At 63.5% G+C, this 11,782-nt stretch carries 12 protein-coding genes and 2 pseudogenes; 11 read left to right on the forward strand and 3 right to left on the reverse strand.

The window, feature by feature from the left end:
* Nucleotides 1-22: 22 nt before the first annotated feature.
* Together NCS58_RS32445 and NCS58_RS32450 are read right to left on the reverse strand one after the other, a co-directional pair.
* Nucleotides 23-748 carry an amino acid ABC transporter ATP-binding protein gene (locus NCS58_RS32445; RefSeq protein WP_250477906.1) on the reverse strand — a complete coding sequence of 242 codons (726 nt, stop codon included), beginning with the start codon at nucleotides 746-748 and terminating at the stop codon, nucleotides 23-25.
* 52 nt (nucleotides 749-800) lie between these two features.
* Nucleotides 801-2,126: an FAD-binding oxidoreductase gene (locus NCS58_RS32450; RefSeq protein ID WP_250477907.1), complete on the reverse strand. Its 1,326-nt coding sequence runs from the start codon at nucleotides 2,124-2,126 to the stop codon at nucleotides 801-803.
* A gap of 149 nt (nucleotides 2,127-2,275) precedes the next feature.
* On the opposite strand from NCS58_RS32450, the gene NCS58_RS32455 reads away from it, so the two are divergent.
* Both NCS58_RS32455 and NCS58_RS34580 read left to right on the forward strand, forming a co-directional pair.
* On the forward strand, nucleotides 2,276-3,184 hold the full coding sequence (locus NCS58_RS32455; RefSeq protein ID WP_250477908.1) for a LysR substrate-binding domain-containing protein: 909 nt from the start codon (nucleotides 2,276-2,278) through the stop codon (nucleotides 3,182-3,184).
* Between the two features lie 50 nt (nucleotides 3,185-3,234).
* Nucleotides 3,235-3,337, forward strand: a pseudogene (locus NCS58_RS34580) (transposase); the annotation flags it as partial.
* A 434-nt stretch (nucleotides 3,338-3,771) separates the two neighbouring features.
* Here NCS58_RS34580 and NCS58_RS32460 read toward each other — a convergent pair.
* Entirely contained in the window at nucleotides 3,772-4,428 is a 657-nt protein-coding gene (locus NCS58_RS32460; protein WP_061118597.1) for a FadR/GntR family transcriptional regulator, read from the reverse strand.
* Nucleotides 4,429-4,611: 183 nt separating this feature from the next.
* Here NCS58_RS32460 and NCS58_RS32465 point away from each other — a divergent pair, with 183 nt between their 5' ends.
* From NCS58_RS32465 to NCS58_RS32500, 9 genes and pseudogenes are all read left to right on the forward strand, one after another.
* Nucleotides 4,612-6,396 (forward strand): gamma-glutamyltransferase family protein, encoded by a 1,785-nt coding sequence (locus NCS58_RS32465; RefSeq protein ID WP_250477909.1) that lies wholly within the window; start codon nucleotides 4,612-4,614, stop codon nucleotides 6,394-6,396.
* A 27-nt stretch (nucleotides 6,397-6,423) separates the two neighbouring features.
* Complete coding sequence (locus NCS58_RS32470; RefSeq protein ID WP_250477910.1) at nucleotides 6,424-7,833, forward strand: MFS transporter; 1,410 nt, start codon at nucleotides 6,424-6,426, stop codon at nucleotides 7,831-7,833.
* A 23-nt stretch (nucleotides 7,834-7,856) separates the two neighbouring features.
* Nucleotides 7,857-8,399 carry a GAF domain-containing protein gene (locus tag NCS58_RS32475; RefSeq protein ID WP_250477911.1) on the forward strand — a complete coding sequence of 181 codons (543 nt, stop codon included), beginning with the start codon at nucleotides 7,857-7,859 and terminating at the stop codon, nucleotides 8,397-8,399.
* Nucleotides 8,396-9,709, forward strand: coding sequence for an MFS transporter (locus tag NCS58_RS32480; RefSeq protein ID WP_250477912.1), 1,314 nt, complete (start codon nucleotides 8,396-8,398; stop codon nucleotides 9,707-9,709). The genes NCS58_RS32475 and NCS58_RS32480 overlap by 4 nt, the downstream gene beginning before the upstream one ends.
* Before the next feature lie 233 nt (nucleotides 9,710-9,942).
* Nucleotides 9,943-10,353 (forward strand): response regulator, encoded by a 411-nt coding sequence (locus NCS58_RS32485; RefSeq protein WP_086961132.1) that lies wholly within the window; start codon nucleotides 9,943-9,945, stop codon nucleotides 10,351-10,353.
* Nucleotides 10,354-10,619: 266 nt separating this feature from the next.
* Complete coding sequence (locus NCS58_RS32490; protein ID WP_061118604.1) at nucleotides 10,620-10,955, forward strand: helix-turn-helix transcriptional regulator; 336 nt, start codon at nucleotides 10,620-10,622, stop codon at nucleotides 10,953-10,955.
* On the forward strand, nucleotides 10,952-11,434 hold the full coding sequence (locus NCS58_RS32495) for an ArsI/CadI family heavy metal resistance metalloenzyme (RefSeq protein ID WP_250477913.1): 483 nt from the start codon (nucleotides 10,952-10,954) through the stop codon (nucleotides 11,432-11,434). The genes NCS58_RS32490 and NCS58_RS32495 overlap by 4 nt, the downstream gene beginning before the upstream one ends.
* A 28-nt stretch (nucleotides 11,435-11,462) precedes the next feature.
* A pseudogene (locus NCS58_RS34585) lies at nucleotides 11,463-11,537 on the forward strand (arsenate reductase ArsC); the annotation flags it as partial.
* Complete coding sequence (locus NCS58_RS32500; RefSeq protein ID WP_409241444.1) at nucleotides 11,511-11,774, forward strand: hypothetical protein; 264 nt, start codon at nucleotides 11,511-11,513, stop codon at nucleotides 11,772-11,774. The pseudogene NCS58_RS34585 and the gene NCS58_RS32500, both read left to right, overlap by 27 nt.
* Nucleotides 11,775-11,782: the final 8 nt, after the last annotated feature.

Here is an 11,782-nt window from a genome sequence, read left to right on the forward strand (position 1 = left end):
CTTGGATTGGACAGCGGTTGGTTCAATGCAGGATGCGCGAGAGGAAGTCTCGCGCGCGTTCGGAGCGCGGGCGCTCGAAGAAGGCTTCGCGCGTATCGTCTTCCACGATGACGCCGCGGTCCATGAACAACACGCGGTCGGCCACGCGTTTCGCGAAGCCCATCTCGTGCGTGACGCACAGCATGGTCATGCCGTCCTGCGCGAGCGTGCTCATCACATCGAGCACTTCGTTCACCATCTCGGGATCGAGCGCGGAAGTGGGCTCGTCGAACAGCATGGCGACGGGGTCCATCGAAAGCGCTCGCGCGATCGCCACGCGCTGCTGCTGGCCGCCCGACAATTGCGCCGGATATTTGTCCTCGTGACCGGTCAGGCCCACGCGGCGCAACAGCGAGCGTGCGCGCTCAGCGGCTTCGTCGCGGGCGCGGCCGAGCACGTTCATCTGCGCGAGCATCAGGTTGCGCTGCACCGAAAGATGAGGAAAGAGTTCGAAATGCTGAAACACCATGCCGACGCGCGCCCGTAGCCGCGATAAATTCGCGCGCTCCGCCGTCACGTCGATTCCGTCCACGACGATCTGGCCGCTCTGCACCGTTTCCAGCCCGTTCACGGACTTGATGAGCGTGGACTTGCCGGAGCCGGACGGTCCGCAAATCACGACCACTTCACCGCGCGCAACGTTCGCCGTGCAGTCGTTCAATACGCGATTGCCGCCATACCATTTCGAAACCTTGCTCAACTCGATCATTGGGAATCCTTTAGATACCTCGGCATCCTTATTGATTCGGTTTGTCTTCGCTTCAAGAAAGCGCTGCTCGCACGCGGCCGTGCCACATATCGCCGATCCGGTACAGCGCACTGCCGACGGGCACCGCGAACGTGCTGGCCATTCCCGCACCTGCGAGAGGAAAACCGCCCTCGCCGAACGCACCGACATCCTGCTCGACGCCGACCATATATTTGCCGATGCGATGCCCGAGATAGCTCATCAGCGCGACGCCATTGCCGTTGCAGCCGAGCGCATAGTGCACGCCGTCGTGCTGGCCGATGTGCGCGAGCCTGTCCCCGGTCATCGCGACGAAGCCCTTCCACGCATGCGTGACGCGTACATCACGCAGCGCTGGCCACAATTGCACGAGCTTCGCGTACAGCCGACGCGCGGCCTCGCGTTCGTCGATCTCGCGGATGGCGGGCCGCGCCCCGAAGATCATGCGCGTGCCGTCCGGCGACGGGCGCGTGTAGAAGAGATTGCGCTTCGAATCGCTGATCATGCGGCGGCCCGGATTGAGCACGTTCATGAGACCTTCGGGCAGCGGCTCGGTGGCGATCTGATAACTCGCGACCGGCAACACGCGGCGCGAAAAGAACGGCAGCAGCGGACCGGTATAGCCGTTGGTGGCTACCAGGACCTGCCGCGCATCGAACGCGCCGCGCGCGGTGTGCACGCGAAAGCGTGCATTTCCCGTGCGTTCGATCCGCTGCACCGCTGCGTGCGAGTGCAGCGTCGCGCCGCGCCGGCGTGCGAGACCGCGCAGCGCTCGATGATATTTGGCGGTATGCAGCCCGCCGTATTCGTCGACGAGAATACCGCCGTAGTAATAGTCGGAACCGATGACGCCGCGCTGCGCATCGCGCTCGATCACATGCACCGTGACGCGGGTCTTGTCGCGCAACAACTGGCCTTGGCGACGCAGGACGTGGAAATGCGCGGGCGTATAGGCGCCGAAGAAGCGGCCGGTGATACTTAGGTCTGCGTCGAGCGATTCGTCGGCGATGATGCCTTTGAGATAGTCGAAGCTGGCCATCGACTCCTGCATCAGACGCGTGAGACGTTCGGCGGACGCGCCGCGAATGGCGTTGGTCAGCGCGAGCTTCTGCCCGCTAGAAACCATGCCCCCGCTGCGCGTGCTGCCGCCCGCGCCGATCTCGGCGGCATCCAGCACCGCGACGCGCGCGCCATGCTTCGCGGCCTCCGCCGCCGCCGATAGCCCGCAATATCCGCTGCCGACAATCGCCAGGTCCACGTTCGCCGGCAATGGCTCGGGCGCGGCCTCGGGCGGTGCCGCATCCCACCAGTACGGGGTGCAGCGAAAGGTTTCGTGAAACAGCAACGCATCGGGACGCATGGACTCAACCCTGTTCGCTTGATTCGAGCCCAGTGTCGTCCTCGCAAATCATCCGGTCAAATAGCGCCAAAAACGGCTTCCATTCATTTCTGATATGGCAAGCTGACGGCTTCGGCCGGTGTCTCCACGGCCCACGCCCGGGGAAAGCGATGAATCTCAGGCAGGTCGAGGCGTTTCGGCTGGTCATGCTACGCGGTTCGATGACGGCCGCCGCCGAAGAACTCGGCACATCGCAACCGAGCATCAGCCGGTTGATCGCGGAACTGGAAGCCACCACGGGATTGACGCTGTTCGTGCGCAATGGCGGACGCATTCACGCCACCGATGCAGGCAGCGCGTTCTATCGCGAGGTGGATCGCAGCTTCGTCGGTCTCGAGAAGCTACAGCATTCGGCGCGCGAGATTCTCGAGCTCGGCAGTGGACGGCTACGCGTCGTGGCGGCGCCGGTGCTCGCACTGTCATTTCTGCCGGCCGTGATCGCGCGCTTCGCGGACGCCCATCCGCGCGTCGCGGTATCGCTCGAAATGCGCAGCGAGAGCACTATCCAGCGTTGGGTGTCGTCGGGACACTGCGACGTGGGCTTCGCGACCACCACACCAGATGCGTTCGGCGTGACGAGCGTGGAACTCTATGAGCTGGCCGGGCTATGCGCGTTGCCCGCGCGCCATGCGCTTGCTGCGCGCACTCAGATTCGCGCGGCCGACTTGCGTGGCGAGCGGCTCATCCTGCCCTCCTATGCTGACGATACGCGCGCCGCGCTCGACCGCGCGCTGCGTCCGGCGGGGGTGGACCAGGTGCCTGCCATCGAGACGCCGTATGGCGCGACCATCTGCGCGCTCGTGACGCGCGGCGCGGGCGTGGGCATCGTCAATCCGCTCGCGACGGTGGGTACCGATCCGGCGCGCATCGTGTTCCGGCCGTTCGCGCCGGAGATATGGTTTCGCGGCTTCACCCTTTATCCGCAGACGCCGCGAGGCAGTCCGGTGGTCGGCGAATTTCTCGAACGCGTCCATGAAGAGATGGCCGCGTTTAAGCCGGGCGCGCATACGGTGAGATAAGTCAGTCGTTTTCGCCGGTTGCGTAGGCCACACATGAGGAGCACTCTTCAAAGCTGGGTCGTATTACAAAAACACGGCGACACCTATCTCCGCACCCTTCTCGTTCGGGGAGCGCGAGCGGTGATGCGCTTCGTCGGGCGGCGAGATGACCGGCACAATCTTGCTCATGGGCGGGAGTCCATGTATGCATATAAAGCTTTTGCAAATGGTTAATTCAGCCCGCAGAGAAATGAAGCGATAGACCAAAGGGCGTTCTAATGGAATACCGCACACGGGCCGAACGAATGTCTCGCGCCGGATGGATCGACGCGCGCATCTTCGTGGCCATGTCGGAGACATGAAGCAGATAAACGGCAGAAGGCGCAAAACTCCGCGGTTGACGACGTATCAGGTCGGCTTCGAGCGACCTTCAGTTGTCTAGCTGCCGTTATTTGCAAATTGCGCCTGCCATCAGGACGGTCGTTCCGGCGATCAGCACGTCCGGTTCGGCTTCGTGCGCGCATCGGGCGCCACGCAGCGGCTGCCGCGCCCTGTGGAGCTGAATCGGCCGCTTGATCCGACGCATGATCCGGGGGCTGCCAGCACGCTCACCCTCGATGAGACGGTATCCGCCATTGCACGTTCAGCAGATGGTCGCGCATGCGCGCAGCGGCGGTCGCGCCGTCGCGCTCGATCATCGCTTTCACGACAGCCTGATGCTGCTCCGCGAAATGCCGACGCGTTTCCTGATCAGCGGTTTTTTCGCGCGCGGTCGGCTTCATGCGCATGCCGTTCACGACCTCCATCAGCGCGATGATCGCCGGATTGCGCGTGGCCTGTGCAATGAGCAAATGAAAGCGATGATCCCACTGCTGCCACTCGTCGTCGTCCTTGGCCATGGCGTTGCGCCGTGCGCATTTCTCCAGCTCCGCGAGATCGTCCGGGCTCGCCTTGCTCGTCGCCAGCTCCACGAACGCCGGTTCGAGCACGAGCCGCATCTCCGCGATGTCGGCCGGGCTCGACCCCGCGCGCAGACTGCTGAACGACGCCGAAAACTTCAGCGGACGCGCGCCTAAATACGTGCCGCGCCCGACACCGCGCCAGACTCGCCCCGCCGCTTCCAGCGATGCCAGCGCCCCGCGCAGATCGCGCCGGCTCACGCCGAGCGCCTCGGCGAGGCTGCGCTCCGACGGCAACGCATCGCCATCCTTCAGATTGTGTTGCGCGACATAGTCGAGCAGGCTCTCAAGCGTGGGATTTTCCATGATCTGCTACATTGAACCAATAAACATTGGTTCAATGTAGCAGATTGCCGGCGGCACCGCGATGGATTGCTTTACTTTTTCTGTTCGCATACCCTACGCGAACAGCTTTCGATTTCACACGAAGTCGTAGGCATCGATGCAGTCTGGACCAATAACCAATGGTTCGAGATAGGGACAACAGTAATGAGTTTCACGACACGACCCGAACTGATCGGCACTTTCGGCATGGTGGCGTCGACGCACTGGCTAGCCAGCGCGTCCGCGATGGCGGTCCTCGAAAAAGGCGGCAACGCGTTCGACGCGGCCGCGGCCGCCGGCTTCGTGCTGCAGATCGTCGAGCCACATCTGAACGGGCCCGGTGGCGAGTTGCCCGCCGTGTTCTACAGCGCGAAGGACGACCGCGTGCGCGTGCTGTGCGGCCAGGGCGTGACGCCCGCTGCCATGACCATCGATCGCATGAAGGACCTGGGCCTCACCGTGATGCCAGGCACCGGTTTGTTGCCCGCCGTCGTGCCGGGCGCATTCGGCGGCTGGATGACTTTGCTGCGCGACTACGGGCAGTTGCCGCTGGAAGACGTGCTGAGCTATGCCATCGGCTATGCGGAGCACGGCTATCCCGTGCTGCCGCGCATGGCGTCGTCGATTCTCGCGATTCAGGATTTCTTCAAGCGCGAATGGCGCACGTCCGCCGAGCAATGGCTGCGCGACGGCGAAGCGCCGCGTCCCAATCATCTTTTCGCAAATCCGGCCATTGCGGAAACCTACAAGCGCATTCTGCGCGAGGCGAAAACGCGCGGCGACCGCGCGGAGCAGTGCGAACGCGCGCGCCTTGCCTTCTACCGCGGTTTCGTCGCGGACGCGATCGATCAGTACTTTCGCTCGACGGACGTGCTGGATACATCGGGTCAGCGCAATCGCGGCCTGCTGGATGCATCGGATCTCGCGAGTTGGGAAGCGACGTACGAAGACGCCGTCTCGTACGAATACGAAGGCTTCATGGTCCACAAGACGGGACCTTGGGGCCAGGGTCCGATGTTTCTGCAGCAGCTCGCCTTGCTGAAGGGCTTCGATCTCGCGAGCATGGACCCGCTGGGGCCCGACTTCGTCCACACGGTCATTGAATGCGCGAAGCTCGCGTTCGCCGACCGGGACGTCTTCTACGGCGACCCGAATTTCTCCGACGTGCCGATGGACACGCTTCTGAGCGACGCCTACAACGACGCGCGCCGCCAGCAGATCGACCCGCGTCGCGCATCATTCGAGTTCCGTCCGGGCAATCTGCTCGACAGCGCGGCGCGCGCCGAAAAAATCCTGGCCAACGCGGGCCGCCAGCAACCCGGCGGTTTCGGTCAGGGCGAACCCACTTTCGCGCCACTGCCCGAGTTGCGGGGCGACACGGTACATCTCGATGTCGTCGACCGCTGGGGCAACATGGTATCGGCAACGCCGTCGGGCGGCTGGTTGCAGGCATCGCCTGCGGTGCCCGGACTGGGCTTCAATGTGACGACGCGCGGCCAGATGTTCTGGATGGAAGAAGGACTGCCCTCGTCGCTCGGGCCGGGACGCCGTCCGCGCACGACGCTCTCGCCGACGCTCGTCACGCGCGACGGCAAGCCGTATGCCGCGCTCGGCACACCGGGCGGCGACCAGCAGGATCAATGGTCGCTGCAACTGCTGTTACGGCACGTGCACTTCGGCCTGAACCTGCAAGCCGCCGTGGATTCGCCCTCATTCCAGACCGCACACTTCCCCGGCTCGTTCTATCCGCGCGACATTCAGCTCGGCAAGATGTCGGCGGAAGGCACCTTTGCGCAAGCCACGCTCGATGAACTGCGCGCGCGCGGCCACGAACTCACGGTCGCCGAACCCTGGTCGCTCGGGCGCGTGTGCGCCGTGGGGATCCGTCATGGCCTGATGCGCGGAGCCGCCACGCCGCGGCAGATGCAGGCTTACGCCATCGGGCGCTGACGCAGCATCCATCGGAGAACATCGATCATGTCCGCTGTCGCCGCCCGCCTCGAACGGCTGCCGCTATCCGGCTTTCATCGCAAGCTGCTGATCATCGGGGGACTCGGCTATATGTTCGACGGCCTCGATTCGTCGTCGCTCGCCTTCCTGCTTCCGGTCGTCAGCAAGCTGTGGAGCCTGACGAGCGCGCAGACCGGGCTCGTCGCGAGCAGCACGTATATCGGCTATTTCTTCGGCGCGTTCCTGTCGGGCGTGCTCGCGGACATCATCGGCCGGCGCCGCATCATGATGAGCGCGCTCGCGATCTATTGCGTCGCGTCGCTTGCGAGCGCCACCGCCAACGACTGGCACACGTTCTTCGTGTTGCGCATCGTCGCGGGCTTCGGTTCAGGTGCCGAAACCGTCGTGATCGCGCCGTTTCTCGCCGAATTCGTGCCGCGCCGTTATCGCGGCATGTTTTGCGGCGCGTTGGTGGGCTTCATGTCGTTCGGATATCTGAGCTCGTCGATTCTCGGCTATACCGTCGTGCGCAATTTTCCGGACGGCTGGCGCTATCTCGCGGTCATTACAGCCCTGCCCGTCGTCATGCTGCTGTGGTGGCGGCGCACGCTGCCCGAATCGCCGCGCTGGATGGAAAGCCAGGGCCGCGTCGCCGAGGCCGGCAGCGTCGTCGACGACATCGAGGCGTGGTATGCGCAACGCGGCATCGCGCTCGCACCGCTGTCTGTCGTGGGCGCGATTCCGGCCGCCGCAAAGAGCAGCGGAAGCGCCTGGCAAAACGTGAAGACGCTGTGGTCCAAGCGCCTCGCGGGCACGACAGCCGTGAGCTGGCTGATGTGGTTCGCCGTCGCCTTCGCGTACTACTCGTTCTTCTCATGGATCCCGAGCCTGCTCGTCAAGGAAGGGCTCACGATCACGAAGAGCTTCGGCTTCTCCATTGCCATCTACGGCGCGCAGATTCCGGGCTATTTCTCGGCGGCGTGGCTCAACGAGAAGATCGGGCGCAAGGGCGTGGTGGCCTCGTACATGACGCTCGGCGGCATCGCGGCGATCATGCTGTCGCTGTCGCATACCGGCATGCAGATCATGGCGGCGGGCATCTGCCTGTCGTTCTTCATGAACGGCGCATTCGCGGGCGTCTACGCGTACACGCCGGAAATTTTCCCGACCGCGGTGCGCACGACAGGCACGGGATCGTCGTCCTCGTTCGGGCGCATCGGCTCGGTGAGCGCTCCGATTCTCGTCGGCATCGTGTATCCGTCGTTCGGCTTCTTCGGTGTTTTCGCGATGACGACCGCCGTGCTGCTTGCGGGCGCGTGCGTCGTGTTCTTCCTCGGCATCGAGACGCGCAATCGCTCGCTCGAAGACATCGAAATCAACGGCGCGATCGAGGACGATGCGCGCGACCGTCTTGCCTCCACCAATCTGCGCGGCTGAGCGCCTACACCGATAACGACATCATGCGGGACACAGAAGCAGATACGACGCGCCCACTGACACTGAACGACCTGCAACGGCTCGCACGCGCGATGCGCGAGCCCACCCAGCCCGCGACGCTCTTCGACGCGCTCGCCGCAGTCGCCGCCGAGACGATCGGCTTCCGGCTTTTCACCATCATGGCTTACGACGCGCGCAATCACGAGGTGGAGCGCGTCTTCACCAACATGCCCGAGGTCTATCCGGCCGGGGGCCGCAAGAAGAAGCGCGGCACCGCGTGGGCGACGCAAATCCTCCATGATTTGCGGCCGTTCCGCGGCGAGACCGCACACGACATCCGCCGCGCGTTCGACGACCACATGACAATGGCGAACATGGGCCTGGGCTCGATCCTCAACATCCCGATCGCCTATGACGGCGAATGCATCGGCACGATGAATCTCACGCACGTCGAGCACTGGTACAAGCGCGAGCACGAAGACACGGGCGTGCTGCTCGGCTCGTTTCTCGCGCCCGCGCTCGTCTCCCGCATGCCGCTATACGCCGACGAGGCACCGCGCCCATGAATCGCGCCTCTCCTGAAACCGGGCGCTGGCTGATGGTGTTCGCGCTCGGCTATCTCGCACTGCTCGTCGACGGCGCCGACGTCATGATGTACGGCCTCACGCTCACGCGCATCAAAAGCGAATTCGGCCTCACCAACGTCGAGGCCGGCGCCCTGGGTAGCCTCACGCTCGTCGGGATGGCGGTGGGCGGCATTCTCGGCGGATGGGCGAGCGATGCGCTCGGGCGCGTGCGAGTGGTGGTGTGGGCGCTCGCGCTCTTCTCGCTCGGCGCGGGCCTGCTCGGACTCACGCATACGTTCGCGCAGTTCGCCCTCGTGCGCTTCATCAGTTCGCTCGGAATCGGCTGCATGGTCCTCGTGAGCACGCTCGTCGCCGAATACGTACCGACCGAGCGGCGCTCGCTGATTCTCGGCATGTTGCAGACGGGCGTATCGGCGGGCTATATCGTCGTGATCTCGCTCGCCAACTGGATCTTGCCGCTCTACGGCTGGCGCATGCTCTTTTACGTCGCGACGATTCCCGTCGTGCTGGCGCTGGCGATTCATTTGTTCGTGCCCGAACCGCCCGGCTGGCGCGCAAGCGTGGCGATGCGGCAAGGCGCCCCGCGCGTGCGTCGCGCATGGCGCGAAAACCGCTATTACCTGATCTTCTCGGATCGCGAGGCACGCAAGATGTTCATTCTGTGGGCGCTCGCCTCCGTGTTTGCGCTTTCGGGCTTCTACGGGCTGAACAACTGGCTGCCGACCTATCTGGAGAAAGAACTGCACGTGCGCTTCGGCTCGATGGCGGGCTATATGATCGGCACGTACGTCGTCGCATTCGTGGGCAAGATCGTCGCGGGCTGGGTCGGCGATCTGTGGAGCCGGCGCGGCGTGTATGTGCTCGGCTGCATCGGCGCGGCCTTGTTTCTGCCGGTCATCGTCTTTCTTCACACGCGCGAGAATATCGTCTGGCTAATGCTTTTTTTCGGCTTTCTCTACGGCGTGCCACTGGGAACGATGGGTGCGTTCATGTCCGAGAGCTTCGCCACGCGCATTCGCGGCACGGCCGTCGGCGGTTCATATAACGTGGGTCGCTTCTGCTCCGGTGCGGCGCCGGTCGTGATCGGCTATATCGCCACGCAATTTTCGTTCGGTGTGAGCTTTCTGCTGGTCGGCGCAGTGTTCTTCCTGAGCGGTATCTGCGCGTTTTTCATTCCCGACCGCCTCTATGACACGAGCGCACCGGAACCGGGAGATCCCGGCCCAGCGACGCCCGCGCGCAACGCGAATTCCGATCAAGGCGCAGCGCAAGCGTTGAAGCCGCGTTGATGTTCCCGTTTCGGGCATGCGATACCGGAACGTCGTGAAGCCGTCGCCTGGCCGAGCGCCTTCGCTCATTGCGCATGGAAATTTCGGCCGCGCCCTGGGAACAGAATACAAGCGACTCACTACTTGCGCGCGGGACTCTTCGAGAGGGCATGAGGCTGCCATCGGCTGGCACCTTCCTTGCATAGGCGTCAATTGCGGGCAACGGTACCCGCTTGAAACTATGGAGAAGCGCCATGCAGATCCTTATCCTGGACGACGATCAAGATTTCGCGAACGGGCTCGCGGCACTTATCGCACGGATGGGCCATGGCGTAGCGATCGCACACAACTGCGCCGCAGCTCGCACGTTCGCTCATGATCGCGACTTCGACGTCATTCTTGCCGATGTTGACCTTCCGGACGGTGATGGAAGACACGTTTGTGACGGGTTGAGGGCCGAGGGCGCTTCGCAGGGAGCGTACATGATTGCCGTGACGGGCAAGACCGACCTCGGCGATGACGACTTTCCCTCGTTCGATGGTTATGTACGCAAGCCGGTCACCTACGACTTGCTCGAGCGCGTGCTCGAGGAATGGCGGCTTGCTGCCGGCCTTGACCGCGTGACGACCGCCCCTGAACCCTCCAAAGTCGTCGAAGCGCGATAGCGCGCGCTCCGCAAATCGCAACGGGCTTCGCAGCGGCAACAACCGGGGATAGAAGCATTTGCTTGCGATCATGCCCGGCGCTGCCGGGCATGAGATAGCAACGCGCCGAGAACCCTCTGCGCGCAGCAACAGGGAAGGCTCTAGTTCTCGCGCCCCTCTCTAGTCTGGTGTGCACTGCCGGATTGCGAAGAGCCGAGATCTGCCAGGACGTCCGGTCGACCGAATAGGTCTTGTCATTAGTTTCATATTTCGACTATTATCGAATCATGGAAACGAATGAAACCATTGCCGCGCTGGCGGCGCTCGCGCATGAGTCGCGGCTCGCGGTCTTTCGCGCCCTGGTACAGGCGGGCCCCGAAGGCATGCCCGCAGGCCAGATCGCCACGCTGCTGGATGTCGCGCCGTCGTCGCTGTCCTTCCATCTGAAGGAACTGTCTCGCGCGCAGCTCGTCACCAGCCGTCAGGAAGGCCGGTTCATCTACTACTGCGCCAACTTCGAAACGATGAACGGCCTGCTGGCCTATCTCACCGAGAACTGCTGTGGCGGCAACCCCTGTTCGCCAGCATCGGCATGTTCTCCCTCTCGGGAGAAGCAGTCATGAAGCGCTTTCATGTGCACGTCGCCGTCACCGATCTCACAGCGAGCATCCGTTTCTACTCGGCGTTGTTCGCGGCTGAACCGACGGTCATCAAGAGCGATTACGCGAAGTGGATGCTCGACGACCCGCGCGTCAATTTCGCGATCTCGCAACGCGGCGCCACGCCGGGCGTCGACCATCTGGGGGTGCAGGTCGAAAACGAGGCCGAACTGGCCGAGATGCACGATCGACTCCAAGGCGCCGCGTTGCCGGTCGACACCCAGACGGATACCGTCTGCTGCTATGCCAACTCGAACAAGTACTGGACCGTCGATCCGCAAGGCATCGCATGGGAGTCGTATCACACGCTGAACGACATTCCAGTATTCGGCGAGTCACGCAATTCGCCGAAAGGTGCACCTGCTTCTGAAGTCGCAGCGTGCTGCGCTCCGACGTCGGGCAAGTCGGTCGGTGTTCCGGTCAAATCCTCGTCATGCTGCTGAGTCCGACGCGCAATTCAACGACAAGCGTATGACAACCAACGTATTGATCCTGTGCACGCACAACTCGGCGCGCAGCGTGCTCGGCGATGCCATGCTGAATCACTACTGCGACAGCGCCGCCGCCGAAGCATGTGCGTTCTGGCCGGGTAGTCCGGTCAGGGTGCATCGGGGCGATGCCGACGGGTCGAACGCACCGGGCGGCGATGACGTCAAGCGTCAGGCGTTCGAGCTGACCCGCCAGGCGATCGGCTATCGCATGCTGCAGTTGCTTGAACTTCCCCTGGACCGTCTGGGCGATGCCGAGCTTCAGCAGGCGCTCAATGACATCCTGCAAAGCTGAACCCATCT

The sequence above is a fragment of the Caballeronia sp. INML3B genome, assembly GCF_023631305.1.
Taxonomy (GTDB): Bacteria; Pseudomonadota; Gammaproteobacteria; order Burkholderiales; family Burkholderiaceae; genus Caballeronia; species Caballeronia turbans.

Coding starts and splice junctions, on each gene's coding strand:
- NCS58_RS32445 (WP_250477906.1), bottom strand. CDS start 748: ATGATCGAGTTGAGCAAGGTTTCGAAATGGTATGGCGGCAATCGCGTA.
- NCS58_RS32450 (WP_250477907.1), bottom strand. CDS start 2,126: ATGCGTCCCGATGCGTTGCTGTTTCACGAAACCTTTCGCTGCACCCCG.
- NCS58_RS32455 (WP_250477908.1), top strand. CDS start 2,276: ATGAATCTCAGGCAGGTCGAGGCGTTTCGGCTGGTCATGCTACGCGGT.
- NCS58_RS32460 (WP_061118597.1), bottom strand. CDS start 4,428: ATGGAAAATCCCACGCTTGAGAGCCTGCTCGACTATGTCGCGCAACAC.
- NCS58_RS32465 (WP_250477909.1), top strand. CDS start 4,612: ATGAGTTTCACGACACGACCCGAACTGATCGGCACTTTCGGCATGGTG.
- NCS58_RS32470 (WP_250477910.1), top strand. CDS start 6,424: ATGTCCGCTGTCGCCGCCCGCCTCGAACGGCTGCCGCTATCCGGCTTT.
- NCS58_RS32475 (WP_250477911.1), top strand. CDS start 7,857: ATGCGGGACACAGAAGCAGATACGACGCGCCCACTGACACTGAACGAC.
- NCS58_RS32480 (WP_250477912.1), top strand. CDS start 8,396: ATGAATCGCGCCTCTCCTGAAACCGGGCGCTGGCTGATGGTGTTCGCG.
- NCS58_RS32485 (WP_086961132.1), top strand. CDS start 9,943: ATGCAGATCCTTATCCTGGACGACGATCAAGATTTCGCGAACGGGCTC.
- NCS58_RS32490 (WP_061118604.1), top strand. CDS start 10,620: ATGGAAACGAATGAAACCATTGCCGCGCTGGCGGCGCTCGCGCATGAG.
- NCS58_RS32495 (WP_250477913.1), top strand. CDS start 10,952: ATGAAGCGCTTTCATGTGCACGTCGCCGTCACCGATCTCACAGCGAGC.